General features: G+C 52.4%; 25 protein-coding genes and 5 pseudogenes. 17 read left to right on the top strand and 13 right to left on the bottom strand.

The genetic code is table 11. From position 1 onward, the window contains the following. Positions 1-89: 89 nt before the first annotated feature. A pseudogene (locus I656_RS17860) lies at positions 90-268 on the bottom strand (transposase); the annotation flags it as partial. A gap of 89 nt (positions 269-357) precedes the next feature. Here I656_RS17860 and I656_RS08810 point away from each other — a divergent pair. From I656_RS08810 to I656_RS17870, 6 genes and pseudogenes are all read left to right on the top strand, one after another. Further along, positions 358-732 (top strand): GntR family transcriptional regulator, encoded by a 375-nt coding sequence (locus I656_RS08810; RefSeq protein ID WP_033005463.1) that lies wholly within the window; start codon positions 358-360, stop codon positions 730-732. A 1-nt stretch (position 733) separates the two neighbouring features. Then, entirely contained in the window at positions 734-1,591 is an 858-nt protein-coding gene (locus tag I656_RS08805) for an ABC transporter ATP-binding protein (RefSeq protein ID WP_033005464.1), read from the top strand. Positions 1,592-1,593: 2 nt separating this feature from the next. Further along, the gene (locus I656_RS08800) at positions 1,594-2,241 is read left to right on the top strand and encodes an ABC-2 transporter permease (RefSeq protein WP_020754885.1); all 648 of its coding nucleotides are present in this window, start codon (positions 1,594-1,596) and stop codon (positions 2,239-2,241) included. A gap of 136 nt (positions 2,242-2,377) precedes the next feature. Continuing rightward, on the top strand, positions 2,378-2,458 hold the full coding sequence (locus tag I656_RS17865) for a transposase (protein WP_223810961.1): 81 nt from the start codon (positions 2,378-2,380) through the stop codon (positions 2,456-2,458). Between the two features lie 253 nt (positions 2,459-2,711). Beyond that, positions 2,712-2,945: pseudogene (locus I656_RS08795) on the top strand (zinc ribbon domain-containing protein); the annotation flags it as partial. Positions 2,946-3,062: 117 nt separating this feature from the next. Then, the gene (locus I656_RS17870; protein ID WP_223810869.1) at positions 3,063-3,260 is read left to right on the top strand and encodes a hypothetical protein; all 198 of its coding nucleotides are present in this window, start codon (positions 3,063-3,065) and stop codon (positions 3,258-3,260) included. A 494-nt stretch (positions 3,261-3,754) separates the two neighbouring features. Here the strand turns inward: I656_RS17870 and I656_RS08785 are convergent, their stop codons facing one another. Beyond that, positions 3,755-4,156, bottom strand: coding sequence for a hypothetical protein (locus I656_RS08785; protein WP_020754888.1), 402 nt, complete (start codon positions 4,154-4,156; stop codon positions 3,755-3,757). A 193-nt stretch (positions 4,157-4,349) separates the two neighbouring features. On the opposite strand from I656_RS08785, the gene I656_RS08780 reads away from it, so the two are divergent. The 8 genes from I656_RS08780 (at position 4,350) to I656_RS0115425 (ending at position 14,434) form a co-directional block, all read left to right on the top strand. Further along, on the top strand, positions 4,350-5,807 hold the full coding sequence (locus I656_RS08780) for a YdiU family protein (protein ID WP_033005466.1): 1,458 nt from the start codon (positions 4,350-4,352) through the stop codon (positions 5,805-5,807). Positions 5,808-5,881: 74 nt separating this feature from the next. Next, on the top strand, positions 5,882-6,166 hold the full coding sequence (locus I656_RS08775; protein WP_015373954.1) for a hypothetical protein: 285 nt from the start codon (positions 5,882-5,884) through the stop codon (positions 6,164-6,166). 112 nt (positions 6,167-6,278) lie between these two features. Further along, positions 6,279-7,067, top strand: coding sequence for a MerR family transcriptional regulator (locus tag I656_RS08770; RefSeq protein ID WP_033005468.1), 789 nt, complete (start codon positions 6,279-6,281; stop codon positions 7,065-7,067). A gap of 218 nt (positions 7,068-7,285) precedes the next feature. Beyond that, positions 7,286-8,992, top strand: a complete 1,707-nt coding sequence (locus I656_RS08765) for an ABC-ATPase domain-containing protein (RefSeq protein ID WP_020754891.1) — start codon at positions 7,286-7,288, stop codon at positions 8,990-8,992. Positions 8,993-9,150: 158 nt separating this feature from the next. Further along, on the top strand, positions 9,151-9,519 hold the full coding sequence (locus I656_RS08760; protein WP_020754892.1) for a DUF2294 domain-containing protein: 369 nt from the start codon (positions 9,151-9,153) through the stop codon (positions 9,517-9,519). Between the two features lie 327 nt (positions 9,520-9,846). After that, positions 9,847-11,349, top strand: coding sequence for an NADH dehydrogenase subunit 5 (locus I656_RS08755; RefSeq protein WP_033005469.1), 1,503 nt, complete (start codon positions 9,847-9,849; stop codon positions 11,347-11,349). Beyond that, positions 11,342-13,966 carry a DUF2309 domain-containing protein gene (locus I656_RS08750; protein WP_020754894.1) on the top strand — a complete coding sequence of 875 codons (2,625 nt, stop codon included), beginning with the start codon at positions 11,342-11,344 and terminating at the stop codon, positions 13,964-13,966. Before I656_RS08755 ends, I656_RS08750 begins: the two co-directional genes overlap by 8 nt. 150 nt (positions 13,967-14,116) lie before the next feature. After that, positions 14,117-14,434: a DUF3870 domain-containing protein gene (locus tag I656_RS0115425; protein ID WP_033005473.1), complete on the top strand. Its 318-nt coding sequence runs from the start codon at positions 14,117-14,119 to the stop codon at positions 14,432-14,434. Between the two features lie 85 nt (positions 14,435-14,519). Here I656_RS0115425 and I656_RS08745 read toward each other — a convergent pair whose 3' ends face one another. The 3 genes from I656_RS08745 to I656_RS08735 form a co-directional block, all read right to left on the bottom strand. Then, the gene (locus tag I656_RS08745) at positions 14,520-15,719 is read right to left on the bottom strand and encodes an acyl-CoA dehydrogenase family protein (RefSeq protein ID WP_033005485.1); all 1,200 of its coding nucleotides are present in this window, start codon (positions 15,717-15,719) and stop codon (positions 14,520-14,522) included. Between the two features lie 111 nt (positions 15,720-15,830). Beyond that, complete coding sequence (locus I656_RS08740) at positions 15,831-17,012, bottom strand: CaiB/BaiF CoA-transferase family protein (RefSeq protein ID WP_033005475.1); 1,182 nt, start codon at positions 17,010-17,012, stop codon at positions 15,831-15,833. A gap of 321 nt (positions 17,013-17,333) precedes the next feature. Next, positions 17,334-19,346 (bottom strand): penicillin-binding transpeptidase domain-containing protein, encoded by a 2,013-nt coding sequence (locus tag I656_RS08735; RefSeq protein ID WP_015373962.1) that lies wholly within the window; start codon positions 19,344-19,346, stop codon positions 17,334-17,336. A 180-nt stretch (positions 19,347-19,526) separates the two neighbouring features. Between I656_RS08735 and I656_RS08730 the strand changes: the two genes are divergently transcribed. Further along, on the top strand, positions 19,527-20,357 hold the full coding sequence (locus I656_RS08730) for a glycosyltransferase family 8 protein (protein ID WP_020754899.1): 831 nt from the start codon (positions 19,527-19,529) through the stop codon (positions 20,355-20,357). Positions 20,358-20,466: 109 nt separating this feature from the next. Here I656_RS08730 and I656_RS08725 read toward each other — a convergent pair whose 3' ends face one another. The 5 genes and pseudogenes from I656_RS08725 to I656_RS0115435 all read right to left on the bottom strand — a co-directional run bounded on the left by I656_RS08725 (position 20,467) and on the right by I656_RS0115435 (position 24,039). Beyond that, on the bottom strand, positions 20,467-20,652 hold the full coding sequence (locus tag I656_RS08725; RefSeq protein ID WP_011229952.1) for a YfhD family protein: 186 nt from the start codon (positions 20,650-20,652) through the stop codon (positions 20,467-20,469). Positions 20,653-20,741: 89 nt separating this feature from the next. Then, positions 20,742-20,870: a YfhE family protein gene (locus tag I656_RS17875; RefSeq protein ID WP_013146323.1), complete on the bottom strand. Its 129-nt coding sequence runs from the start codon at positions 20,868-20,870 to the stop codon at positions 20,742-20,744. Between the two features lie 230 nt (positions 20,871-21,100). Next, positions 21,101-22,155, bottom strand: a pseudogene (locus I656_RS0115430) (RNA-guided endonuclease TnpB family protein). 166 nt (positions 22,156-22,321) lie between these two features. Then, the gene (locus I656_RS08720) at positions 22,322-22,876 is read right to left on the bottom strand and encodes a GNAT family N-acetyltransferase (RefSeq protein ID WP_011229954.1); all 555 of its coding nucleotides are present in this window, start codon (positions 22,874-22,876) and stop codon (positions 22,322-22,324) included. 245 nt (positions 22,877-23,121) lie between these two features. Beyond that, positions 23,122-24,039: pseudogene (locus I656_RS0115435) on the bottom strand (TIGR01777 family oxidoreductase). 93 nt (positions 24,040-24,132) lie between these two features. On the opposite strand from I656_RS0115435, the gene recX reads away from it, so the two are divergent. Beyond that, positions 24,133-24,942, top strand: a complete 810-nt coding sequence (gene recX, locus I656_RS08715; RefSeq protein ID WP_015373966.1) for a recombination regulator RecX — start codon at positions 24,133-24,135, stop codon at positions 24,940-24,942. Between the two features lie 169 nt (positions 24,943-25,111). After that, positions 25,112-25,453 carry a YfhH family protein gene (locus I656_RS08710; protein ID WP_011229957.1) on the top strand — a complete coding sequence of 114 codons (342 nt, stop codon included), beginning with the start codon at positions 25,112-25,114 and terminating at the stop codon, positions 25,451-25,453. Positions 25,454-25,528: 75 nt separating this feature from the next. Here the strand turns inward: I656_RS08710 and I656_RS17880 are convergent, their stop codons facing one another. The 3 genes and pseudogenes from I656_RS17880 to I656_RS0115445 all read right to left on the bottom strand — a co-directional run. Next, entirely contained in the window at positions 25,529-25,690 is a 162-nt protein-coding gene (locus I656_RS17880; protein WP_011229958.1) for a YpzG family protein, read from the bottom strand. A 67-nt stretch (positions 25,691-25,757) separates the two neighbouring features. Beyond that, on the bottom strand, positions 25,758-25,919 hold the full coding sequence (locus I656_RS0115440) for a small, acid-soluble spore protein K (RefSeq protein WP_011229959.1): 162 nt from the start codon (positions 25,917-25,919) through the stop codon (positions 25,758-25,760). Positions 25,920-26,026: 107 nt separating this feature from the next. Further along, positions 26,027-26,546: pseudogene (locus tag I656_RS0115445) on the bottom strand (metal-dependent hydrolase); the annotation flags it as partial.

A 26,546-nucleotide genomic window follows, 5' to 3' on the forward strand; every position in this document is an offset into this window, starting at 1 on the left:
CTTTATACAGCTTCAAGATCTCTTGGGCATCCATGGGTTGACTCTTCCATTCCTTTGGAACGGTCGTGACGAGGACAAACCGGGATGTTTTCCGTCTCCGAAAGCACTGTTTTGACGATGTATAGCGACGACGGCTCTCTGGTGATCAAAAAGGCGTTGGCGGCTTTCGTTTGCGCCAGCGTGTCCTTCGTCATCGCAGCGGAATCCGCCACGTACATCCATCGTCTTCGATCTTCGCTTGCCTCAGCTGTTCATAGACTCGCGACAATCAATCGCCATTGACATAACAAATAATACTGTGTATACTCAATATATACAGTATTGCTTGTTTTTATTTAAAAGAAATGAGTGATAGCAATGGATATTATTATATCTAACTCATCAGATGAACCTATTTATCAACAAATTGTCAAACAGATAAAAAACTTGATTATAAAGGGAGAGTTGGCGGAAAATGAAATGCTGCCGTCTATAAGAACTTTGGCAAAAGAACTGCAAATAAGTGTGATTACGACCAAAAGGGCATACCAAGAATTAGAAAATGAAGGTTATATTGTTACGGTGCAAGGAAAGGGAACATATGTAGCAGCGCAAAACAAAGAATTATTAAAAGAAAGCCAGCTAAAGATAATCGAGGAAAAGTTAACAGAAGCAGTCGAAGCGGGGAAATCGATTAACTTGACATTGGAAGAGATGCAGGAAATATTGAAAGTGATTTATGAGGAGGGATAATATGTCACCTGTTTTAGAAGTCAGAAATTTACGGAAAGAGTTCAAGGGTTTTTCATTAAAAAATATTAGTTTTGTTCTCGAAAAAGGATATATTATGGGGTTTATTGGTCCAAATGGCGCGGGAAAAAGCACAACGATTAAGCTTATTATGAACCTTATTCATAAAGATGAGGGAGAAATTAAAGTTTTTGGCTTGGATAATGTGAAATATGAGAAAGAAATAAAAGAACGGATCGGATTTGTCTTTGACGAAAACTATTTTTATGATGAACTAACCATATCCGAAGTGAAAAGAGTGGTCGCGCCTTTCTATAAAAATTGGGATGACAAGTTGTTTTATAAGTATATAAAAGAGTTTTCATTACCTTTAAAAAAGAAAATTAAACATTTATCGAAAGGGATGAAAATGAAACTTTCACTTGCAATCGCATTGTCTCATCATGCTGAATTATTGATAATGGATGAACCAACTTCAGGGCTTGATCCAATTATTCGAAGCGAACTACTTGATATACTATCTTCATTTATACAAGACGAAAACAGGGGCGTGTTTTTTTCTACGCATATTACTTCAGATTTAGATAAGATCGCGGATTACATCACATTTATCAATGATGGGAACATTATATTTTCTTGTACAAAAGACGAAATATTTGAAAACTACGGGCTTGTTAAAGGGCCAAAGGAACTATTACATAGTAGTATACAGCCGCTTTTCATTAGCGTTAAAGAAAATCAATTTGGATTTGAGGCGTTAACGAAAGATAAGCAAAAAATAAAAAGAATATTAGGAGATAAAATTATTGTGGATAAGCCTTCTCTGGAAGATATTATCGTGTATTTTCAAAGGGGGATGTAACAATGTTTCAGCTTATATTGAAAGATATACTGCTTCTTAAGAAAACACTTTTATTTGCCGCAATTTATATTATAGTGATGATGATATTTCTAAAACAAGATAGCGCAGTCGTTTTTCTTATTAGTATTATTGCGGTGAATTATGTCCTAATACTATCAGCATGTGCGCATGACGATAAAAATAAAGCTGATATTTTGTTAAATAGTTTTCCTTTGACACGGCGAACTGTTGTTATGGCAAGATATTGTTCTATATTTGTTTTTACTGTCATCGCTATTGCGTATTACCTAGTGATTGCGTATATACTGCAAATGATAAATCCTTCCGTTCAAGTTCACAATGTTTCACTCGAAAGTATAATAATTGCGTTATGTGCTGTCATTTTTATTAACAGCATTTACTTTCCGGTATTTTTTAAAGTTGGATTTATTCACTCTAGATTGGTGAGTTTTGCTTTATTTTTTGGCACATTTGCGCTTGTTCCAAAATTTTTTGAACAAGTTAATTATCCGTTTATTCAAAATGTAGTTCATTATCTTTATCATCTTTCTAAAGTTGAAGTGATGGTAATCATTATAGCGGTGATGATTTTATTGTTGACGATTTCCTTTTTGCTTTCGTTACAGTTTTATAAAAAACGTGAATTTTAATGTTGGAGTAGAGGCTCTCGTGGAAGTGTTAAGTGCGATGATAGATCGAATGGATGGAAGCCGATAGATGGCATCGATCATCGAAAATGTGCAGTGCATGCGGGTATGTAAAAAATCGTGAAAGCTGTCTGAACGGATAGTTCGATGTGATGCTTGTAGACTTGAAATGGACAGAGACCGAAACGCCAGTATCAATTTTTCGAGATATCCTGCATAGCGATTGATACCGTGAGTGACACGCGACGTGAGGTATTCGGAGCGTCAATCAAACGGGAGGAGCTTCGGTGAAGCTGGGCGCTATGAATAAGGAAGAAAACGTCTGTAAGTCTCTTGTAAAGTTTTGTGAGTTTTACGTAACGATTCGGCCAATTCCGTGGCGTTTGAGATCATGATCGATTATAATTAAAAGCAATCAGGGACATGCTGTTACCGTATATTGTTTTAAGGGGTGGTGATAGCATGTTGGCTGAGGCATGTTCACCTCTTTCCTTCAGGACAAGTTGGCCGAACAGGGGAAGAAACTGATCAAAATCGACAAATGGTTTCCAACATTGAAAACGTGTTCGTGCTATGGCAAAGTGAGGAAGTCTCTATCGCTTTCTGAGCGTATATTCCGCTGTGAATGTGGATTCGAGAGCGACAGGGACGTCAATGCGGCCATCAATATCAAACATGAGGGCATGAAACGATTAGCGATCGTCTAACTTGTCCTCGAACCGTGGGGCACACGGGGATCGCTCGGTCAACTTCCCATCATGAGATGGGATTACCCGAGAAGCCCCCACCATTAAGCGAAGCGCAGGTGGTGGGAGTATGTCACTGTGACAAAATCTTATGAAGTTACAGACACTGATCAAATTCAAGTTCCAGCAGGAAAAACCTATACCATCATTGCTAGACCGTATTACAAAGTTTATAACGTTGATGTTTGGTACGACCCGCTTATCGGATGGGATTCTAAAGTAGGATATGGATATGCTGCTAAACCTGTAGGGGTATGTTTTTATTACTATGAGTAATGTTTTGTTATCTGAGTAAGTTTTCCTGTGGAACTTGCTTCTGTTTTTATGCTTCAACTGGCCTAGACGGATAAGGAGGCACTCAAAATGAATATTTTCAAAGACTCAAACAGAATGAAGTTTGTTTCGCTTGTTCTTTCTCTCATTGGATTGTTGCTAATGGTCAACAGTCCTGAATTAGGGAGCCGCCTGGCGTCATCGTGGGTTCGATCAATGGGCGGCTCTGTGGACTCTCAAGAATACTTGCAAATGTTAAAAGAATATATAAGCACGTATAAAACGGCCGGTGGAATTTTTTGTTTGTAGGTTTGTTTTCTTTTCTCAACAGTCGTGATTCGTAACCGTCTTATTTGTTCACAGAACGTCTCAGAACCTGCCTTTGTGTACGTCTCGGCCTTTCAACCATAATTAAGCGACGTCGCATAATGATCCTCACATTTTGCATCCTCTCGAATGGGCTTGCGGTGGACAGGGAAATTGCCGACTAAGAGGAGTTATGCTTGTTTAGCCAATTGGCGAAGCTTCCGGTCGTGGTGGAGCACTTTCGTCGTCAACACTTCAACCGAGGTTTGCGTGTCTGTTAATTCTTCTTCAAGGTGGTCGATTCGTTCGTTCAGTTGTCTGTTCATCTGTTGCATTTCCTCACGAAGGGAGTCGATTTTGGCCTCAAGCCGAGTCTCAACAGCACGGATTTCTGCTCGGAGCTGTTGTCCCATTTCCTGCATCTCACTGCGGAGTCGTTGCTCCATTGTTTGCATTTCATGGTGAAGTCGCTGTTCCATCGTTTGCATTTCATGATGCAGTCGTTGCTCCATTTCCTGCATTTTCGAGCTGATTTTGTCAGAATGCTGTTCGAGCGCTTGAAGCACCGCTTGAATGATTGTTTTCTCTTCCACTTTTTCTCACCTCCTCACAGGTATTATACAAAGAAACGGGGCGAGAAAGAAAGAGAAAATATGGTGGTTTTCGTCGAACGTTGACGGTTCGGTTTTTGGTTTAGGATCGCGCGTTTTCGGTTTATCATGCCGCCCGCTTTGCCGTACAATAAACTCATATAAAAAGGCTGTTTTGGCCGCAAAGGAGATGACGATGTTGGACGCAGGATGGAAGTTCGACAACAGTTATGCAAGGCTGCCGGAGCGCTTTTTCAGCAACGTCCTCCCCACGCCGGTGCGCGCGCCGAAGCTTGCGGTGTTGAATCGTTCGCTGGCCGCAGAGCTTGGGCTGAATGAGGAAGCGTTGCGAAGTGAAGATGGGGTGGTCGTTTTAGCTGGAAACAAAATTCCAGACGGAGCTGAGCCGCTGGCGCAGGCGTATGCGGGGCATCAGTTCGGTTATTTTACGATGCTTGGCGACGGACGGGCGGTGCTGCTTGGCGAGCACGTCACCCCAAGCGGCGAGCGGGTGGACATCCAGCTGAAAGGCTCGGGCCGGACGCCGTATTCGCGCGGCGGTGATGGGCGGGCGGCGCTTGGGCCGATGCTGAGGGAGTACATTGTGAGCGAGGCGATGCACGCGCTTGGCATCCCGACAACGCGAAGTCTTGCGGTCGTCACCACGGGAGAGACGATTATGCGCGAAACGGAATTGCCTGGGGCGGTGTTGACCCGTGTCGCCTCGAGCCATCTGCGCGTCGGGACGTTTCAATACGCGGCGCAATGGGGGACGATAGAGGAGTTGCGCGCTCTGGCCGATTATGCGCTCTGGCGCCATTTTCCTGGCTTTGAGGAAGATGAGAACCGCTATTTGTTTTTGCTTGAACAAGTGATCGAACGCCAAGCGGAACTGATCGCGAAATGGCAGCTTGTCGGCTTTGTCCACGGGGTGATGAACACGGACAATATGACGATCAGCGGGGAAACGATCGACTATGGGCCGTGCGCGTTTATGGACACATACAGCCTGGAGACGGTGTTCAGTTCGATTGATACGGAAGGGCGGTATGCGTACGGAAACCAGCCGTACATCGGGGGCTGGAATTTGGCAAGGTTTGCGGAAAGCTTGTTGCCGTTGCTTGATGAGAATGAAGAAAAAGCGATCGCGCTTGCCCAAGGGGCGCTTGACCACTATCCGAAGCAATACCACGACCATTGGCTTAGCGGGATGCGGGCGAAGCTCGGCCTTGCCGAGGAGCAGGAAGGAGATCAGAAGCTGATTGCGGATTTATTGCGGCTGATGGAGGCGCACCGCGCTGATTATACGAACACGTTCCGGGCGTTGACGTTAGGCGAATATACGGGGATGGCGCTGTTTGATTCCGCTGAGTTCCGAGAGTGGCATGAGCGCTGGCAGACAAGGCTCAGCCAAGAATCGGTGTCAAGAGAGGAAGCGTATGAACGGATGCGCCGCCATAATCCGGCTGTGATTCCACGCAACCACCGGGTTGAAGAGGCGTTGGCCGCCGCGGTCAACTGCGGCGACTACAGCGTGATGGAGCGTTTCTTGGAAGCGCTGGCCGACCCGTACGCCTACTCGCGGGAGCAAGAGAAATACGCGGAACTGCCCCCGCCGTCCGCCCGCCCGTACCGGACGTTTTGCGGGACGTGATGGCGTTTTTGTTTAGCGGCAAAGGAGAAACGAGATCGCCTTTTGCATCGTCTAATTTGGATGGAGGTGGTTAAGTGAAGCGAAATGTTCTTCTGTTGGCCGCGGTGGGAATATTGGTTGTATGTGCTGTCCTCTTTCCCTTGCAATGGGACGGGACGGACAAAACAAAGGAACGATATGCGTCATTTCACCAGCGTATCATCATCCGCGATTCGGTTGGCGAGCCGCTTTCGCCTCATGTGAAACAAGCGGGGGCGATGGAAACAACGAGCGAGCCGCAGCTGTTGCCTAACGTCGATTTGAACCATTCGATTGTGATAACGAAGATGCCGCATATCGAGAAAACGAGGAAAAATTGATGAAAGGCATCGCTTTTAACAAATAAAACAGCGATTGTTCAATGAGGGGCTGGTCGTGAGCCCTTTTTTCTTTTTTCCTCTTTACCTTTACGTTGCGTCAAGGTGTATCGTCATGAATAAGGAGGTGAAGGAAGTGGAGTACACGGTGCATGAGCTGGCGAAACTGGCGGGGGTGACAAGCCGGACGCTTCGGTATTACGACGAGATTGGGTTGCTGAAGCCAGCGCGGTTGAGCGAAGCCGGGTATCGGCTGTACGGGCGGCGCGAAGTCGATCGTTTGCAGCAAATTCTCTTTTACCGTGAGCTTGGCGTCGATTTGGAAACGATCAAACAGATCGTCCATTCTCCGTCATTCGATGAACTGAAGGCGCTCAGACAGCACCGCCAGCAGCTGTTGGAAAAACGGCGTCATCTTGATGCGTTGATTGCGAGTGTTGAAAAAACGATTGCCGCGAAAGAAGGAGGAATGATGATGAGCGACAAGGAGAAATTCGCCGCGTTTAAGGAGCGGCTGATTGAAGAAAATGAACAGAAATATGGGGAGGAAATCCGGCAAAAATATGGGGAGGAACAAGTGAATCGCTCAAACGAAACACTGCGGAACATGACGAAGGAACAGTTTGATGAGGCAGAGAAGCTCAGCAAGGACGTGCTTGAGGCATTGAAAGAAGCGATGTTGTCCGGCGACCCGGCCGGAGAGGAGGCGCAGCGGGCCGTTGCCTTGCATCGGCAGTGGCTTAGCTTTTGGTGGGATCATTATTCTAAAGAAGCGCACGCCGGGTTGGCGCGCCTATATGTTGAGGACGAACGGTTCAAAGCGTACTATGACCGCGTCCACCCGGGGGCGGCGGAATTTCTCAAAGAAGCGATTTTGATTTATACAGGGATGAAAAATCGTTAAGCAGCAGGCGGCTCGTTCTAAAAATAGGAGGGCCGCTGTTTTTGCTGGTGATGGATGAAGGGGATGGGTTTGCGGTACAATCAAAATGGTGCATAGGGGCGCACAATGGTTGAACATGATGATGAACGTGTCACGCAGGACTATGGGGCATTCATGGAGTTGCCTCCAATTTCAAGGTGTCCGTGGAAAGATGAAGGGAAAAGAAAGGGGATGGTTGGATGGAAACGCTGAGACAACGGCTGCGGTCGATCGACCAAAAAGGCTATAAGGCGTATAAAGCGATTGAAGGTACATATCGATTTCCAATGTTTACGCTTGCGATTGACCATGTACAAGGCGATCCGTTCGCTGAGCCGTCCAAGGTGCGGGTGATCGTGCCGCGGGCGAAAACAGCGCTGGCAGCGGAGTGGACGAATACGAAACCGCGGCGCGTCCGCTGCGAAGATGTGCTAGCGCGCCGTATCCATCATGCATTGCGGCAATGGCCGCTGCGGGCGCGCGGGTCGGGAAAAAGTGGACTCGTCTTGATTGATGCGCCGGGGCAAAAAGTGCTCGAGCGGACGGCGGTGCAAGTGGCTGACGAGACGATTACGGTTTGTTTATCGGTCGGTTTGCCGGCGAATGGACGGCGCATTTTGGCGAAAGAAGCCGAGGCCATCTTTTTCGAGCAAATTCCATCCGTCATTGAGCGAGCGGTGTACGGCCTTCGGGAAGAAGACATCCGCCCGGCGGTGGAGCTGGCCGATCAGCAGCACGCCATTCGCCGTTATTTGCGCGAGCATGGTTTGGTGGCGTTTGTCAAAAACGGCGCGATTTTGCCGCGGGAGAGCGGAGTGAGCGACAAGCCGCTGCAACGTGGAGCGGTGCCGTTTCAAAGCCCGCCGGAGCTGGAGATCGCGATCCCCGTTCCGCATCGCGCTGAACCGATCAAAGGCATGGGCATCCGAAAAGGCATTACGCTTATTGTCGGCGGCGGGTATCACGGCAAATCGACGCTGCTTCAGGCGTTAGAGCACGGCGTGTATGACCATATCGCCGGCGACGGGCGGGAGTTTGTCATCACCGACAGCGGGGCGGTGAAAATTCGCGCCGAAGACGGCCGGAGCGTCGCCAGTGTTGACATTTCGCCGCTCATTGGCGCGTTGCCGTACGGCAAAGAGACAACGCAGTTTTCGACGGAAAACGCGAGCGGCAGCACCTCACAGGCCGCGAGCATGATCGAAATGATTGAAGCGGGGGCATCGGCGTTTTTGATTGACGAAGATACGAGCGCGACGAATTTGCTCATCCGCGATGCGCGCATGCAGGCGCTCGTGGCGAAAGAAGCCGAACCTATCACGCCGTATATCGACAAGGCGCGTCAACTATTTCGCGATTACGGCATTTCGACGGTTCTTGTCGTCGGCGGGTTGGGGGATTACTTGGACATCGCGGATTGCGTGATCAAAATGGAGCAGTACGTCCCGTTTGATGTGACCGGGGAGGCGAAGCGGATCGCTGCAGAGATGCCGTCGGGACGGAAAGCGGAAGGCGGAGAGTCGTTCGGCCGCATTCACGAGCGCATTCCGCTGCCCGAAAGTTTGAACAGCCAAAAAGGAAAAAAAGCAAAAGCCGTCGCGCGCGGACGGCACGTTATTCAGTACGGGCAAACCGATCTATTGCTTTATGCGCTTGAGCAGCTGGTCGATGACAGCCAAACGCGGGCGATTGCCGCGGCGCTGCTGTATATGGAACGAAAAGGATGGCTCGACGGGAAGAAAACCATCCGCCAACTACTCGATGCGATCGAAGAACAATGGGACCGTCAAGGGCTAGGCTCCGTTTCGTTCCGAAAAGGGAATCCGGGTGAACTTGCTCGCCCGCGCCGCTTCGAGCTGGCGGCGGCGCTCAATCGGCTGCGGACGCTCCGTTGCCGCCAACGCTGAACCATTGCGGGCGGAAGCGGATTGAACCCGCTTTCGCTTTTCGTTTCCGTTGATTTTGTCTAGCGTCCCCTTTCGATTATCGTTATAATTATGTTTATCAGTGCAATGAAACGGCTGGCGGCGGGGAGGCCGCGGTTTGGCTGAAGGGGGATCGAGGCATGGGCAAATCAAAAGGTTCGATTGAATCGGAAATCAGCAAAGCATTGACAAAATGGGAAAAAGATTTTCTTGGCCGCGGTTCGGTATCGGTGAAAACCGATATTTTGCGCGATATGATCATCGTTTCGTTGCACGGCATCCTGACGCCCGCCGAGTACGCGCTTTGCGAATCAAAAGAAGGAATGTTATCGGTGAAGCGGTCGCGGACGAGTTTAGTGGAGTCTGGAGTCGATGACTTGAAAGAAATGATTTTTGAAATCACCGGCGAGAAGGTGAAGAGCTTCCATACGGATTTAAGCACCCGGACGGGCGAGCGGATTATCGTCTTCAAGCTGTTCAACGATTTAGAAAAGCAGCTTGCAAAATAAATTCATGGATGAAATGTTGACAAAGTTGTTGTATAATTAAAACAACTTTTGTATAGTGAATATAGAATCAAATGGAAACGATAAGGTCGGGAGTCCTTCAAAAAACCTACATAAACGTCGTTTAGGTTCGTTGAAGGGAAACCGACCGGTGTCTGTTGCACAGCGGGAGATCTTCAAACAATCGCCTCACGATTGGTTGAAGGTAAACCGGCTATGGGCAATCTATAGGCAATGGTGCGGCCTTTTTGGTCGCGTTGCCTGATTGACATAGCCGGTTTTTTCTTTTTTCTCCCGAACGAAGACAAAGGACGAGGGGAGGAGAATGTGATGGCAGCACAATGGTTCATATGGGGATGGCTCGCCGCAGTGGCCATCGTTTTCATCAGCGCAGCCGCATGGCTGCATCCGCGCATGCCGGAGCGGTATGTGCATGTGCACGTCTGGCTGTTGCTTCTTCCGGGAGCGGCGGCTGCCGCCGGATGGATCGGCGCCGGCAACGCAGAGGCCGGGCCGTGGCGGTTTGATGCGGTCAGTTGGTTGGTGGCCGTCTATATTTCACTTCTCAGTTGGGCGATTCAACGGTTTGCCGTTCGCTATTTGCATGGCGACCGCGCTTACCGGCGCTATTTTTCCTTGTTGACGTGGACGGTGTCGGCCGCTTCTCTGACATGGGCAAGCGGCGACATGCGCCTCGTTGCTGTCTGCTGGGGGCTTCCATTGATGGGCCTTGTGGCGTTAACGGCATTGAAAAAAGAATGGAGGCCGGCGCAGTTTGTCGCCCGGCAAATGGCGGTCGTGTTCAGCCTGAGTTGGCTGGCCGTCGTCATCGCTGCCGTCTGGCTCGGAACGGCGGCCGGCGAATGGCAGCTTGCTTCTGCGCTGTCGGCGGAGCGCCTTGCTCGCCTAGACGCCTGGGAGAAGGCGGTGATGAACGGACTGCTTATTTTGGCCGCCATTATCCCAGCTGGGCAATGGCCGTTTCATCGCTGGCTGATGGAATCAGCCGTGACGCCGACGCCGGTGTCAGCGGTGATGCATGCCGGTCTTGTCAACGCTGGGGGGCTCTTGCTTTGGCGCTTTTCTCCGCTTTTTCACGAAACATGGGCGCATGTGGCGCTGTTTCTGATCGCTTTTGCCTCGATTTTGATTGGCACGGGCATCAGCTTAGTTCACGTCGACTATAAGCGCCAGCTTGTCGGTTCGACGATGGCGCAAATGGGTGTCATGCTTGTGCAATGCGCCCTCGGCGCTTACGGGGCGGCGGTCGTGCATTTGGTGCTGCACGGGCTGTTTAAAGCGACGCTCTTTTTGCAGTCCGGGTCCGTCGTGCCGCGAGTCGGTCGGGCAGGATTGCGAAAAACAGGCAGTTTGTGGCCGGGCGGCATCATCCTCGGCGTGCTGCTTGGGTGGGCGTTTTGGCAGGCGGCTCCGCACGAACCGGCCCGGCTGTTGAGCGCGCTTTTGCTTGGGGCCTCGGCGGCGGTCGCTTGGGGACGGCTAGCCGATTTCCGCGAAGGCCGCTGGATGGGCCTGGCGGCGGTGGCTGTGTTGGCGTTTGGTTCGGAAACGGTGCGCCATCAGTTTTTGACGCTGCTCGGCCAGGGGGAAGCGACGGTTTTTGTGCCGCCTGCCGCGTTTGAATGGACAGTAGGCGTCTTGTTTGCGATGGCGGCATTGACCGCTGCCTGGCTGGCAAACCGGCGCACATCGGCGCTTGCCGTTCGGGTGTATATGCATCTCGTTCATCTCGGGGAGCCGCGCCCAGCGGCTATGGAGGCGCATCCCCGTTATTTGGCATCCTATCTGAAGGAGGGAATGGCTCATGAGTAAAAGTGCAATGCCGCTTGAACGGCTAACGGGGGAATCGAAGCCCACCGGCGCAGAAGCCCGCCCGCTTGCTATGCTTGTCAGCGAAGCGGCAAAGGCGGTTGCGCCGCTTTGGCCGATTTCCGCCTTTATCGCCCGCCATCCGTGGATGGGGCTTGAAGAGCAGACGTTTGCCGACGCAGCCGACCGCCTGCAGCAGGCGCATGGAATTGATTTGTATCCGCCGATGGCGGTTTTCCATGCGGCGATGGCAAAAGGGGAGATTGACCTTGTATTCGTCGAGCGGCGGCTGCAGCGTTGGCTTGACAACAAGCCGCTCCCGGTGCGGCGCCAAGAAGCAGAGCGAATGTGCCGCGCCCTCCTTTGGAATGAGACGGTGCCCAACGAGGCGCTTCGTCTGCCGGAACTGGCGGAGCTGGCGCATGCGGCGGCATGGCGTCCGGCGGCTGTTCGGACGGCGGGCGCCGCGTTGCACGGCGTAAGCCAACGCCTTGACCAACAAACCGTCAAATGGTGCAAACTGTTTTATGGTTCGAACACGGCGCCATGGGCGCTTCCACATTGTGAGCTGGGGTTTTACGGAGCATGGCGCCGGCTCATCGCCGCCGACCCGGCGCTCTCGAAAGAGGAACGGAAGCGGCTTGCCGATTGGCCGCACGACGGGGAAGAGGCGCTGCGTCAAGCGTTGATGAAGCTTGGCGTACAGGAGGAAGAGACCGCCGCTTACTTGGAGGCGCATTTGTTGGCGTTGCCCGGCTGGGCTGGCATGGTTGTATGGCAGTCGCGCCGGACGGGCGACGAATTGCGGGGATTGATTGACTATTTGGCGGTCCGTCTGTCGCTTGAATGGACGCTTGTGGCGCCATATTTGCCGCTTGAACGGGAGGATCATGCGGACATCGGCGCTGCTCTTTCACTGTTGGCCGCTTGGCTGCATTGGGGAGGGATGACGCTGGAAGACTGGCGGAACCTGTCCGGCAAAGAGCAGCGCGCCTGGTTGGCGTTTATCGATCGGTTTTGGCGAATTGACCGGTGTCATCTTTGGCTTGAAGCGTGGGAAGATACGTATGAAGCGAAATTGAAAGAAGCGGTATTGGCGCATCAGCCGATGGATGAGACGAAGAAGGCGGCAGCGCAGCTATTGTTTTGCATCGATGTCCGTTCCGAGCCGTTCCGCCGCCATTTGGAAGCGGCCGGACCGTTTGAAACGTATGGCTGCGCCGGCTTTTTCGGCTTGCCGATTCAAACGCGCGCACTTGACAGCGATGACGCTCACCCGTCATGCCCGGCGATCGTCGCGCCGCAGCATGAAATCAACGAAACCGCCGCTTTGGAAGCGGCGCGTCCGTACCGTCGCCGGCGCGATGCATTCCGCTTTGTCGGCCAGACGTTTAAAAAGATCAAACAGCATATGTTGGCCGGCTTATTGCTTCCGGAAATGAGCGGACCATGGCTCGGCCTTCATACCTTCGCCCGCAGCGCCGCGCCGGCTTGGGCTGGCCGGGTCGTCCGCCAGGCGGAAGCGGCAGCCGAACATAAGCCGAAGACGGACTTGTCGCTCCACCGCCATGGAAAGGATGAATCGTCTGGACTGCCGATCGGCTTTACAACCGAGGAACAAGTGCAATACGTGAAGCAGCTGCTCGTCAACATTGGCTTGACGTCTTCGTTCGCTCCGCTTGTGGTTGTTTGCGGCCATGAAAGCGAGACGGCCAACAACCCGTACGCTTCGGCGCTCGATTGCGGGGCGTGCGGCGGTGCGGCCGGGGCGTTCAACGCCCGCGTATTCGCCGCGTTGGCCAACTTGCCGGAAGTGCGCGCTGGACTGGCGGCTGAAGGGATCAACATTCCGGATGAAACGGTGTTTGTCGCTGCGGAACATATTACGACCGTCGATGAAGTCCGCTGGCTTGATGTGCCGCCGTTGCCCGCAGCGGCTGAGGCGGCGTTTCGACAGCTGAAGCAGGCGCTTGGCGAAGCGAGCCGCCGTGCGAACGCTGAGCGGATGGCAAAGCTCCCCCATGTCGGACAGACGCCGCGCGATCCGGTGGCGGAAGCGCAACGGCGCGCCGTTGATTGGAGCGAGATCCGTCCAGAATGGGGATTGGCCCGGAACGCTGCGTTCTTGATCGGCCGCCGCAAGTTGACAAAAGGAAAGGACTTAAACGGCCGGGTGTTTTTGCATAGCTACGATTGGCGCGAAGATCCGACCGGAGAGGCGCTCGCCGGCATTATCGCCGGACCGGCGACCGTCGGACAATGGATTAACTTGCAATATTACGCTTCAACAGTCGCACCGCACTACTACGGGAGCGGCGATAAAACGACCCAGACGGTGACCGGCGGCATCGGCGTCATGCAAGGGAACGGAAGCGACTTGCTAGCCGGCTTGCCGTGGCAGTCCGTCGCCGCGTCCGATCGCGAACTGTTTCATGCTCCGCTTCGGTTGCTTGTCATCATCGAAGCGCCGTCCTATTATATCGAGCAGCTGCTCGACAGAAATGAAGAGTTTCGTCGCAAAGTGCAAAACGGTTGGCTCCGTCTCGCCTCGATTGACCCAGACAGCGGGGCGTGGGTGAACTGGGAGGCAGGCCGTCTTGCATCAAGGCAGAAGCGCTAAAAAGCAACGATTTGCCGCTTGCCGAGTTTGCTTGGCGGGCGGCTTTTTTTGCTGCCTGCCAAACGAGGCAGGGAAAATGGATGTACGCCGCGAAACAAGATAATAGTTGGTATAACAGCAACAAGAAAGACGAGGAAAGAGGGAAAGCGGATGAAAACGCAGTTTATCGCCGGCCATGCGCGGCTGCCGGCCGGAATGGCGGCCAAAAGCCTTTACGATACGCTGACGATTACGGCGGAGATTGATAAAAAGTACGGGGTGATCGTGGAGGCATCATGCACACTGGCTACTGAACATGGGCGCGATTACGTGGCCCGGCTGCTGCGCGGCCATTCACTGCGCGACGGCATTGACGAGCTGTTGGCGGAGCTTGACGAAGGGTATTTAGGGAAAGCCCATTCTGCTCTGTGCGCGGCGCTGAAAGATTTGTACAAACAATATTGCAAAATGGAGGAGAAAGAGCCATAAGCCGCTGCCCCCTCATCGGTTGATGGGGGGCAGCGGCGTTTTGGTGCGGGTCAGCGGTTTGGCCCCCCATGATTTCGTTCGTGATTCAGTTTTCAGCTGGCCGCCATGCCGGCAATGTTTTGCGCAGCGGTTTGTCTTGGCGGTAACCGAGCACATATTCGGCCTGCATGATCGTATGAATTTCCCGTGTTCCTTCGTAAATGACCGGCGCTTTCGAATTGCGCAAGTAGCGCTCGACCGGATATTCGTTCGAGTAGCCGTAGGCGCCGTGGATTTGGACCGCATCGTCAGCCGCTTTGTTGGCGTAATCGCAGGCGATCCATTTGGCGAGCGATGTTTCCCGCGTGCAGCGGCGGCCTTCGTTTTTCAAAAAGCCGACTTTGTACACGAGCAGGCGGCTGATTTGCAGGCCGGCTTCCATACGGGCGATCATTTGCTGGACGAGCTGATGGCGGCCGATTTCTTTGCCGAACGTTTTTCGTTCATGGCAGTATTTGACGCTGGCTTCCAAGCACGCCATAATGAGGCCGACGGCGCCGGCGGCGACGGTGAAACGGCCGTTGTCAAGCGCTGACATGGCGATTTTGAATCCTTCGCCTTCTTCCCCGAGCAAGTTTTCTTTCGGGACGCGGACGTTGTCAAAAAACAGCTCGCCCGTATTGCCAGAGCGGATGCCAAGTTTCCCTTTAATCGGGCGCGACGAAAAGCCGGGCATCGTCCGTTCGACGATAAAGGCGGAAATGCCGCGGTGCTTTTTCGATTTGTCCGTATAGGCGAATACGAGAAAATGGTCAGCGATGTCAGCGAGGGAAATCCATGTTTTTTGTCCGTTTAAAATGTAGTCATCTCCGTCGCGGACGGCTGTCGTCTGGATGGAAGCGACGTCCGAGCCGGCGTTTGGTTCAGTGAGGCCGAACGCGCCGATTTTTTCCCCGCGGGCTTGCGGGATAAGGTATTTTTGTTTTTGTTCCTCAGTTCCCCATTGCAAAAGAGTGAGGCTATTGAGTCCGGTGTGGACCGACACGGCGGTGCGAAACGCCGTATCGCCGCGCTCAAGCTCTTCGCAGACGATGGCAAGCGAGTTGTAGTCCATGCCCATGCCGCCGTATTCTTCCGGGATGCACACTCCCATTAAATTGAGCTCGGCGAGCCGTTTGAAAATGTTGCGGTCGAATTCGCCGCGTTCGTCCCATTCTTTGATATACGGCATGATCTCTTTGTCGACGAATTTGCGCACCGTTTGCCGGAGCATTTCTTGTTCCGGTGTAAAGTCGAAGTTCATCATCGTTTCCATCCCCCTATGCATCCGTTGTTGTGTAAAGGCGGTTTCCATTGCATGCCAGTGCACTGGCGGGCGTTCAGCCGGCCGTTTCCAGAAACTTTGTCTTCGCGTTGGTTATGGCGATTCGTTATCGTTGCCTTCGGCTTCTGGATCGTTTTGCCACCCGGTTTCGGCTTCGTTGTTATGTTCGCCGGCGAGCGGCGGCGGCAGCCGGTAGGAGACCGGTGTCCCAGACAGCTTGAGCGGGCTGGCGACAAGTTTCAGCGGACCGACGGTTGGGTGGTGCATGGTGACCGTCATATGACGCGCGTCGGTTTGCGGATGGCGAAACAGTTCGTCCATCGTTTGCACCGGGCCGCACGGGATCCCTTTTTCAGCGAGAAGGCGCTGCCATTCGGCGCGCGTCCGCCGCTTGATTTCTTCATTCAGCCGCCGGTTTAGTTCGTCCCGATGGGCGACGCGGCCTGGGTTTGTCTGAAAACGCGGGTCAGACCCGATCGAGCGGTCGGACAATAGCGAGCAAAGCGCCTGAAATTGCCGGTCATTGCCGACGGCGATGACGATCGGACCGTCGCTTGCCTCGTACGTTGAATACGGAACGATGTTCGGATGCTCATTGCCAAGCGGCTGCGGAATGTCACCTGACATTAAGTAGTTCGCCGCCACATTCACCAATGCACTGACAGCGCAGTCAAAGAGCGATAAATCAATTTTTTGTCCGCGCCCCGTTTTTTCACGAGCCAAAAGCGCCGCTTCGACGGCGATGGCCGCATACAACCCTGTAAACACGTCGGTGACGGCCACTCCCACTTTGAGCGGGCCGGTGTCCGCGGTGCCGTTGATGCTCATCCAGCCGCTCATCGCCTGAATGATGTAGTCGTAGCCGGGAAGCGAAGCGAGCGGACCGGTTTCGCCGAACCCGGTGATCGAGCAGTAGATGAGGCGCGGGTTGAGGCGGGACAGCGCTTCATAGTCAAGCCCCCATTTGTCCATCGTCCCGGTTTTGAAATTGTGGATGACGACATCGGCTGTCTCCGCCAGACGGCGAACGGTTTCCCGCCCTTGTTCTGTTTTTAGATCGACGGTTACACTTCGCTTGTTGCGGTTGACGGCCGTGTAGTAGGCGCTCATCCCATTTTGGAACGGCGGCCCCCAAAACCGGGTGTCGTCCGACCCGCCCGGCGCTTCGATTTTGATGACATCGGCCCCTAAATCGCCTAAAATCATCGTCGCATACGGGCCCGCCAATACGCGCGACAAGTCAAGGACGCGCACGCCATCAAGCGCTCCCGCCATTCGTTTCCCCCCCTTTCCTGACATGCAAAAAGCCGGTTCCCAGGCAAGGTAAAGACAGGAACCGGCTTGAACGGACTGAGAAGGCATTCCGGCGCGGAAATGCCGTCAGGCCGCACAGTTCTTTTTCAATAATATGGAAGGCAAACATAGCGATGAACGCTGCCGTGACGGGTAGCGAAGTCAATGAACAGTGATGCCAGCCGTCTGATCTGCCGGGCGGTGAAGCGGGCAGGAGACGACTCGATACATTTATTATAAAATATTGTTTGATAATTGTAAATAATCTAACTTGTATAAAAAACATCCGCCAGCCTTAATCGGCTAGCGGAGGGAAGTAAAGATGCGCTTCGCTGCGTTGACGGCGTAGCGGCTGCCGCCGTCGTTTTCCACCCCTTCGATCAACAGGGCAAGCAACAGATCACGGCGGTCGGCCGGGTAGGCAACGAACAAACCATTTTCCTTTCCTTGTGTTCCTTTTTCCTGCTTCAGCTCGGCGGTCCCGGTTTTGCCGGCAAGCGGAATAGATTTGATGTAAGCATCATGAGCCGTTCCGTTCGGATCAGCGACAACACGGACTAAATCGCCGGCGACGATGGCGGCTGTCTGGCTGGAGATGACGCCTTGTTTCCAGACGGTTTTCGGTTGGCCTTTTTCGAGCACCGGTTGAAGCAAATCACCTCCCGTTACAAACGGGGTGTAGGCAGCGGCAAGGTGAAGAATGCTCATTTGCATTTCCCCTTGTCCATAGGCAGTATCGGCCAGTTGTGGTCCCGTTTTCAAGCTCCCGCTATTGGAAAAACGCGACGCCGGAATTGGGTACGGAAATGGTGGCTTTTCTCCAAACCCGAATGAGCGAAGGCCGGACTCCATCCGTTCCGGGCCGAGCTCGAGGCCGGCCATGGCAAAGTAGATATTATCAGAGTAAACAAGGGCTTTGGTCAGGTCGACGCGCTCCGGTCCATCGTGGACGCGGGTGATGAAATAGTTGCCCCATGAACGATCCGGCTGCCAACGTCGGCCGTGAATCGTTTTTGTTTCTTTTGGCGTGATGGCGCCTTGTTCAAGAGCGATGGCGGCAATAATTGGTTTGATGGCTGATCCCGGTGCATAGGTCGCAGCAAAGCGGTTAACGAGCGGGCGGAGCGGGTCATTTTGCCATTTTGCGTATTCCGATGATGAAAGGCCGAGCACGAACCGGTTTGGATCAAACGACGGGGAACTGACAAGTGCCAAAATTTCTCCCGTTTGCGGATGGATGGCCGCCGCTGTGCCGGCGCGACCTTTCATTTCGCGGTAAATGGCCTGCTGGACTTTGGCGTCAATCGTTACCGCAATCGTTTCGCCGTCTCTCGGCTTTGTTTCTGCGATGGTCACGGTCGATCCGTCCGCTTTTTCGATATAAAGGCGGGCTCCGTCATGGGCGCGCAGTCGCCCTTCCCAAAGCTCCTCAAGACCGCGTTTCCCAATCCGGGAGGTTGGCGAGTAGCCTTCATCTTTCTTTGCCTCCCATTCTTCTTTCGTGATCGTGCCCACATACCCGACTAAATGAGCGGCTGCTGCGCCAAGCGGATATTCCCGTTCGGGCGTTTCTTTAACGGCGACGGCTTGGATGCGGCGAGCTTCCTCAACCCGCTTATCAGTTTTCGACACCTTTTGAATCGGTACGAAATAATCGGGACGCACCCAAGGCGCGTTTAGCTTTTCTGTAATTATTTCGGGCGAAACGCCAAGCAGCGAGGCAAGCTTCTGTTTGATGGTTTCCGCATTGTCGCCCATTTGCCCTGGAATTACTCCGATCTCATATGCCGTACCGTTCATGGCAAGCGGCTGGCCGTTGCGGTCGATAATTTCTCCCCGTTTTCCCGGCGTGATGTTCAGCCGCACTTTGTCATTGGGGCCAAGCTGTGGGAAAATATAAGACGGATCCCACTTTATGCGCCATTGTTCTTTGTCATTGGATTGTTCTTTGACAAGCTTTGCCTCGTGGCGAAACTGCACGGGCCCGGCGACTGTGTCCATTTTTACGGAAAACGGCAAGGAGATTTCCGTTTTGTCACCGTCTTTTTTATCAGTTTGAACAGGGACTGGGGCAACGGATAAGTGAGACACCTGGATGTCGCCGTAAATTTTTTTATAGCGGTCAACAAATTGCTCTTTGCCGACTGTTTTTTTCGTTTCTTCTGAGAGCATGTCGTACATTTTCGCAAATTGCTGTTTCGTCCAGTAGGAGGTGTACGTTTTTAATGCATCGTGCGGCGATGGCGGTTTGCTGCAGGAGAAAAGTGTGATTGCTAAAAACGAAATGAGAGCCAACACCCAACGAACATTCCCCATATGTTTCCAATCCCCCTTTTTCTGTTCTCTTTCCACTATATCATGGACAGGAAATATGATCCAACGAAAAGGATGATGGGAAAACATTGCTGTCCAAGGCCAAAAGGGGGGCAACATTTGCCCGTGTTCAGATATAATTGTAAAGAAAGGGGAATCGATGAGATAAGGAAGTGATGGAGCATGTTTCATGTTTTAGTGACGACAGACGCCAACTATCTGCCGCCGCTGAAAGTGTTGATGCACTCATTATTTTGCCATAATCGCCGCCCATTCAGATTTTACTTGTTATATTCACGTATTAGTGAGGAGGAGATTGAGGCGCTTGGCGAGTTTGTTCGCCGGCAGGGGCATGAGCTGGTGCCGATTTACGTTGATCCAGAACTGTTTCATGATGCGCCTGTTTTCCGCCACTATACGGTGGAGATGTATTACCGTCTGGCGGCGCATTTGTTTTTGCCGCCAGATGTCGACCGTGTCTTGTACCTTGATCCGGATATTGTGGCGATCAACCCGATGGATGAGCTGTATGACATGGATTTTGAAGGGAACTTGTTCATTGCGGCTGAGCATACCCATTCGACGAAGGTGGCAAACTTGTTCAACAAGTTGCGGTTAAAAACGCCGAACGCGAAAGGGTATTTCAACACGGGTGTGATGATGATGAACATTGCGATGATGCGCGAACACGTTCGGCTTGCGGACATTTACCAGTTCATTCGCGACAACCGGTTCAAGCTTGTTCTTCCTGACCAAGACGTCTTAAACGGGTTGTACTGGGACAAAATTAAACCGGTCGACTGCTACCGCTACAACTACGACGCACGCTATTATGACTTTTTGCAGCTTTTGCCCAACCCGAAACACGATTTAGCTTGGATTGAGGAAAACACCGTTTTTATCCATTATTGCGGCAAGGAAAAACCGTGGAAAGACCATTACAAAGGGGAGTTGGGGCGGTTTTACAAACGGTACAGCCAAGTGTTGGAGCTCGAGGGCGAGGCGACGGTGTAGCGTGGCTTGAGAGACGCGTTGAACAAAGAAAGTCTCTCACTCCAAGCAAAGCGAAGCGGAAGCGGTTCACAGGAAAAAGGCGCCCCATCAAAGCGGGCGCCATGTTCGATTACTGTTTGCGCTCTTGACGGCGGATGCCAGCAGCGGCCGCGCGCGCCTGCGCCTCGAGGTCTTCATGGTCGGCAAATTCTGCCGAGTATTCCACATCGATGCCGTCAGATTTCAGCTGTTTCGGCACTTGCGGCAAAGTTGCCTTGTTTTTGTCGCGCGTCCGTTGTCCGCGAGATCGGCCCATCGTCCATGCCCCCTATAAAGAAGTGTGAATCGTACGATTCATTCATTAGCATGGCATGGACGGCGCCAGCGTATAAATAGCAATCGTTTCTAGTGGCGCGCCTTTTTGGCCGTATAGCCGCCCGCTTGGTCCGCCATTTTAAAATCGCGGGCATAGCTTACTTCTTGGGCGCTTGTCAGCGTATGCTTCGCTTTTTCGCGTTTTCGTTTTTCCGCCATCGCTTGTTCCCTCGCTTTGCATCTATATTCCTTTAATTCCATTTTGCGCAAAACCAGCCGTTTTTATGCTTGACACTCCACACGGCTAAAGCCGTGGGATTCTTGGGTCGTTCGCGTCCTCCTCCATTTCTGGTTCGGACAACGCCCAAGTTTAGGGGTGTGTCATCACCCCGTCCCATCGGGTTAGAGTGTACCCCGATGGGCGGCGCACCTGTGACCAGTGCGCTAGGTTAGGAGGCGAAGCCCGAAATCGCTTTGGCGATGTTGATGGCGCCATTCAAGTCGGCGTGGAGAGTGTATCCACACCTTTGGCATCGGAAGCAGATGCCGTTTCGGTTCGCTTTCTCTCGATGTCCACATTTACACGTTTGGCTCGTATAAGTTGGATTCACCCACTCCACCCGAATGCCTGCCATTTCGGCTTTATAGGCAATCATCGTTTGTAGTTGGTGAAATGCCCAAGAATGAAGCTTCGTCCTGCTTCTTTAGCCGATGTTGCCCGCTTTCGAATGCCTGTCAACTCTTCCATCCGAATCACGCCAACACCGTTGGCGAGCGCAACATTCACGATTTGACGGCTGATTTTGTGATTTTGATCCTTCATCCAGCGGGACTCTTTGCGGCCGATTTTGCGAATCATCTGGAGCTTCTTGGCTTTGCCCAACGTTCGCCGCAAAGCCGCATAGCGTCGGCGCACAAAGGCGCATTGGTTCCCTTTGAAAAACCACGATTTCGTTCCCACGCTGGCCACGGCGATATAGCGAAGCCCAAGGTCAACGCCCATCACCTTTGTTTCGTGCCGCGGCTTCACGTCAAAGGTGATCGCGATCGCCAAGCACCATTTCTTTCTCTTTTTGTAGAGCTTGGCGGCCCCTTGTTTGGCGGTTCCATCGAGCAGCCGATTCAGCCACGCTTCTTGGTAGGGGCGCGCAACCACTGGCACGCCAATTCGCTTCTCCAGTGTGGGGAAGGAAACCGTGTAGAACGCTCCTTTCTTTTCCACCTTTACGTTTTGATTGTTAAAGCAACACCAGAATGTTCGGAACTTCTTTGCCTTTTGTTTTTTCTTTTGGGCCTTCACTTCTCGAATCGTCTGATTCACGACGGCGGAAGGAAACCGCTGCGACGAAAACTCTTTAAATAGTTTGCTCGTCGCTTGATTCAGCTCGGGATGATTCAACAGCCAATTCGCAAACGCGGTATTCACTTCTGTCATCCGTTCATACATGTCTTGTTTGGCTTTCGTCGGCTTGTGCAGTTCCAGCCTGAGGGTGATCGTGGGCATGGATTCACCTCCTTGCAGCAATGACAGGATGCCATTTCCATATGAAGAAAACGGCTCACTTTCATCCCACGCCTAAAGAGCGTGGGCTTTCTCGTTCGCGAATCTGTAAAAAAGAGGATGTCCGTTTGGACAGCCTCTTTTTGCATCAGATGCGCTCTCCCGCGGCTTATGCCTCTTTGCGCTGTTCTTCATTGTGGGCAAAGGAAGGATGGCGCATTGTATAGAGCGTGTAGTTGTCTTTTGTAATTTCGTACAAATTGTATACATCCGCGCCGATTTGCTCGAGCAACGCCCGCCGCGTTTCATTGGCCGGCGTGACGTACGGCAGTTTTTCCGCCGCTTTGATCGAGCGGACGTTGACTTTGCGAATGCGCAAAAACACGGTTTCGATCGACAGCTCATAAAACAGCTCATGGAAAAACGCTTCTTTGGCGCGCCGATTGTAACCGAGCCCGTGATACGGCTTGCCGAGCCACGTGCCTAAAAAGCCGGCGCCATCTTGGATATCAAAGAGGCTGATTGTGCCGATCGGGTTTCCCCATTCGTCTAAAATCGTGCGCGAAATCAATTCGCCACGTTCTTCCGCCTCCATGAGCTGTTTTGTCATGAATAAAAACTCTTCGTACGAGCTGGCTTTTTGGCGCACGAAAGGGAAGACGTCCGGATGCACCATCAGCTCGTACAGCGCATGGCAATCTTGCAGCTCGCGTTTTTTCAACATGGCCAATCCCTCCTTTGGATGCCGAGGGCAGCCTCCCAGCGGGAACCCACCCTCGAAATTTTTTTTATTAAAACTTCATTAAAAAAATTTCGGGGTGGGAATCGAACCCACTAGGACCAGCGCGAGCGCTGGTGACGCACCATTTGCCTTCCCCTTGTTCCTGTCCGTATGCGATTATGACGACAACTAGCCTAAGGTCTCCTTTATCATACACGATCGGAGGCGAAAAGGGAATTGTTTTTTTGTTAATTTTTTTTGGATATTTTTTGTCGGTCATGGGGCAAAAGCAAATCGGTGAGACAGCCTTCCAACGTTGGAAACGAAAAGCGGAAGCCGGCTTGCAATAGCTTCTCTGGAATGACGCGCTGCCCTTCGGTGACAAGCATGCTCATTTCGCCAAGGAGAAGACGAAGCGCCCAAGCGGGAATCGGAAGTCAATGCGGACGGCCAAGAAGGCGGGAGAGCATGCGGCCGAACTCATCCATTTGCACTGGATAGGGTGCGGTGAAATTGATCGGGCCGGACAATTCCTCGTGTTCGATGATATACGAGGCCGCGCGCACGACGTCTTCAAGATGAATCCACGATAGCCATTGCCGTCCGCTGCCGATTGGACCGCCGACAAACAGCCGGTACGGCTTGATCATCATCGGCAAGGCGCCGCCATGTCGGGCAAACACGACGCCAAAGCGAGCGTAGACGGTGCGGATGCCAAGCTGCTCAATCGGACGGGCCGATGCTTCCCATGCTTGGACGGTCTGGGCTAGAAAGTCGCCGCCGTAATCGGTCGTTTGCTCGGTAAATGTTGCGGAGTCCGAAGTGCCGTAAATGCCGATGGCGCTGGCGTTGATAAACAACGACGGGGGGCGGGACAGTGAATCGATGTAGCGGCCCATCGCTTCGGTGGATCGAAGGCGGCTGTCAAGGATGATCTCTTTTTGCTTCGCCGTCCAACGTTTTCGATTGAGCGGCTCCCCGGCTAAATTAATGGCGACATCGACAACTTCAGGCTTTCGGTGGTTGTCGAAGGAAAGGTAATGAATGCTGCCTTCGGAAGGTTTGGGAGAGCGGGTGAAAATGTAGATCTCATGTCCTTGCTTGGAAAAATGGCGGGCGAGCGCCTGGCCGATCAGCCCAGTGCCGCCGTTGATGGCGATGCGCATCTTGATTCCCCTTCCATTGGTTTATATTATGACTTCGCTTTTGGTGTCAGAAGTTCCTGCTTATGATACGATAAAAGATAAGGGGGACAAACAATGGGAACGATTGCCGACATTGTCGCAACCGAACAAAATGCTGAACGATTTTGGATTGTCGTGCACCGTGACGGCGCACCGTCGTTGAGATTGACAGTTGATCAAGATGTATTGCTTCAATTCCGCTTGAAAAAAGGGATGGAGATCAGCGACGACCTGCTTCAACATATTGTGTATGCCGATGAGGTGAAAAAGGCGTATCAACAGGCGCTTTACTTTTTGGCACACCGGATGCGTTCGGAGCATGAGGTCGCCGCACACTTGCGAAAAAAAGGCGCTCCGGATTCGGTGATTGATGAAGTGCTCAAAAAACTTCGCGCCGAGCGGTATGTCGATGACGAGGCGTTTGCGGCGGCTTATGTGCGCACGCAAAAAAAGACGGCGGCGAAAGGGCCGCTTCTCATCCGTGCCGAACTGGAACGGCTCGGTGTTTTGGGCCGCTTGATCGAGCAGAGTTTGGCGGAGTATACGTTGGATGAACAGGTGGCCATCGCCCGCTCGCTTTACGAAAAAGCGAAAAAACAGCGCCGGGCTGAATCGGCTCGCGCGTTTTTGGAACGGGTGCGGCAGCAGCTGATGCGCAAAGGGTTTCCGCATGAGGTGATTGCCGCCGTTTTGGCGGATGGCGGCGCTCATACTGAACAAGAAGAACGGGAGGCGCTCCGTGTTCAGGCGGAGAAAGCGCACCGCCGTTATGCGCACCACCCGCGGCCGCTTTATGAGCAAAAGATGCGCCAAGCCCTGTACCGAAAAGGATTCGCACTTGACTTGATCAATGAATGGCTGCGCATGCACGGTAATGACGAGTGATCTCGAATGAAAGGATTTAAAAAAATTAGGGGATATTATCAGTTTTGTCGTTGAATGTTGATCACAAAATCGTTCCAGTTCCATAAATCAAGAGATGTTCTGAGCCTTGTGCCGAGTTCCATGTGGATGAAAACGATCCATCCGGAATGCTCAAAAAGGAGGCTTGTCTATGATCAAAGGAGAACAAAAACGGTACAGCGAAATGACGAAAGAAGAACTGCAACAAGAAATCGCCATGTTGACGGAAAAGGCACGCAAGGCGGAGCAGATGGGGATGGTGAACGAATACGCCGTCTACGAGCGGAAAATCGCCATGGCGAAGGCGTATATGCTTAATCCAGCTGATTTTCATCCTGGGGAGATTTATGAAATTGAAGGGGCGCCCGGAGAGTATTTTAAAGTGCGCTATTTAAAAGGAGTGTTTGCCTGGGGATGGCGGTTGAAAGGAAACGGAGAGGAGGAGGCGTTGCCGATTTCACTGCTTCGTAAACCGAATTTGCCTCAATCATGACGGGCGGGACAAGTTCACAATCGGACGGAAAGAGAGCCTAAAAACCTAGGGAGGGTGTCTCCCTAGGTTGTTCCGCTACGACTGCTTGCGCGTCTGCCGCTCTAAAATGATGAGGTCAAGCGTTTGCTGCGTTTCGCCGTTCACTTGCGAGTGGGCGTGTTTTGGATTGGCCCACGGCTGCTGAAACGGGTTCGAATAAAAGTTGTCATAAAATTTTTTGTGCCGATGGTGACCCATGATTGTTCACCTCGCTGCGGAATGTGCCGGGGGAGTGCGGCGAACGATGCCGTGCTCCCCCTTCATGTTAAAAGAAATCGCTTCGTTCGCCGGAGGCGCGCATCCGTTCTTGCGGGTGGGTGTTGGTCGTGCCGTCGGCCCGCTTCGAGGCGTACTCGGCCTTGGCGCGCGGTTCGCCTTCGAGCTTGTTGTTGTTTTGGTTCGGGAAGTTGTGCGCTTTGTTCCGCACGGCACATTCCCTCCTTAACGGCGTGCTCGTGTTGGATGGCCAACACGTATTTTTATTATGGGACACCCTGTAGCGCTTATGTGTGGCAATGATTGGGGCGGAGCCCATCAGCCGTTTGGAGCAAGTTCGAGCTTTTTGCGCAGTTTGCCTTCGCTGAAAATCCAGCCGGTGTATGAGCTGACAATATTGAGATCGCGGTCGAGCTGGACGACAGCGACAAACGGGTAATACCCTTTGCTTCGATAGCGTAAATCAGTAAAGCGCACTTCATAGTAATCATCGTATTCGTTCATTTCCCAACGGTAAACCGGGGAAAAAGATAAGAAAGCGGCGATATTTTCGTCGCGTTTGGCGGCGTTCATCACCGGATGGTCGGGAAGCGCACGCTTTTGGAAGCGGTCAAGGATGATGAGCTCGCCGCGTTTGACGCGGGCGACGTAAAATTCGTCGCAGGTTGAAATGGCTAAATGCCATTCGCGCGGCCGCCATGTCGGTACGGTGATGATCTCGGTCACCCCGGCGATCGAGGCGTGCACGAGCCGTTTGATGTTGGCCTGCTGGCGGAAGCGAAGCCCATAATACGCAGCGATAAGCACGTAGACGACAAGAAACGTATAACCGGGATGG

Source organism: Geobacillus sp. WSUCF1, from assembly GCF_000422025.1.
GTDB lineage: Bacteria > Bacillota > Bacilli > Bacillales > Anoxybacillaceae > Geobacillus > Geobacillus zalihae.

What these genes read in the sequence shown, in the direction of transcription:
- I656_RS08810 (WP_033005463.1), top strand. Translation starts at nt 358, where the DNA reads ATGGATATTATTATATCTAACTCATCAGATGAACCTATTTATCAACAA.
- I656_RS08805 (WP_033005464.1), top strand. Translation starts at nt 734, where the DNA reads ATGTCACCTGTTTTAGAAGTCAGAAATTTACGGAAAGAGTTCAAGGGT.
- I656_RS08800 (WP_020754885.1), top strand. Translation starts at nt 1,594, where the DNA reads ATGTTTCAGCTTATATTGAAAGATATACTGCTTCTTAAGAAAACACTT.
- I656_RS08780 (WP_033005466.1), top strand. Translation starts at nt 4,350, where the DNA reads ATGTTGGACGCAGGATGGAAGTTCGACAACAGTTATGCAAGGCTGCCG.
- I656_RS08770 (WP_033005468.1), top strand. Translation starts at nt 6,279, where the DNA reads ATGAATAAGGAGGTGAAGGAAGTGGAGTACACGGTGCATGAGCTGGCG.
- I656_RS08765 (WP_020754891.1), top strand. Translation starts at nt 7,286, where the DNA reads ATGGAAACGCTGAGACAACGGCTGCGGTCGATCGACCAAAAAGGCTAT.
- I656_RS08760 (WP_020754892.1), top strand. Translation starts at nt 9,151, where the DNA reads ATGGGCAAATCAAAAGGTTCGATTGAATCGGAAATCAGCAAAGCATTG.
- I656_RS08755 (WP_033005469.1), top strand. Translation starts at nt 9,847, where the DNA reads ATGGCAGCACAATGGTTCATATGGGGATGGCTCGCCGCAGTGGCCATC.
- I656_RS08750 (WP_020754894.1), top strand. Translation starts at nt 11,342, where the DNA reads ATGAGTAAAAGTGCAATGCCGCTTGAACGGCTAACGGGGGAATCGAAG.
- I656_RS0115425 (WP_033005473.1), top strand. Translation starts at nt 14,117, where the DNA reads ATGAAAACGCAGTTTATCGCCGGCCATGCGCGGCTGCCGGCCGGAATG.
- I656_RS08745 (WP_033005485.1), bottom strand. Translation starts at nt 15,719, where the DNA reads ATGATGAACTTCGACTTTACACCGGAACAAGAAATGCTCCGGCAAACG.
- I656_RS08740 (WP_033005475.1), bottom strand. Translation starts at nt 17,012, where the DNA reads ATGGCGGGAGCGCTTGATGGCGTGCGCGTCCTTGACTTGTCGCGCGTA.
- I656_RS08735 (WP_015373962.1), bottom strand. Translation starts at nt 19,346, where the DNA reads ATGGGGAATGTTCGTTGGGTGTTGGCTCTCATTTCGTTTTTAGCAATC.
- I656_RS08730 (WP_020754899.1), top strand. Translation starts at nt 19,527, where the DNA reads ATGTTTCATGTTTTAGTGACGACAGACGCCAACTATCTGCCGCCGCTG.
- I656_RS08725 (WP_011229952.1), bottom strand. Translation starts at nt 20,652, where the DNA reads ATGGGCCGATCTCGCGGACAACGGACGCGCGACAAAAACAAGGCAACT.
- I656_RS17875 (WP_013146323.1), bottom strand. Translation starts at nt 20,870, where the DNA reads ATGGCGGAAAAACGAAAACGCGAAAAAGCGAAGCATACGCTGACAAGC.
- I656_RS08720 (WP_011229954.1), bottom strand. Translation starts at nt 22,876, where the DNA reads ATGTTGAAAAAACGCGAGCTGCAAGATTGCCATGCGCTGTACGAGCTG.
- recX (WP_015373966.1), top strand. Translation starts at nt 24,133, where the DNA reads ATGGGAACGATTGCCGACATTGTCGCAACCGAACAAAATGCTGAACGA.
- I656_RS08710 (WP_011229957.1), top strand. Translation starts at nt 25,112, where the DNA reads ATGATCAAAGGAGAACAAAAACGGTACAGCGAAATGACGAAAGAAGAA.
- I656_RS17880 (WP_011229958.1), bottom strand. Translation starts at nt 25,690, where the DNA reads ATGGGTCACCATCGGCACAAAAAATTTTATGACAACTTTTATTCGAAC.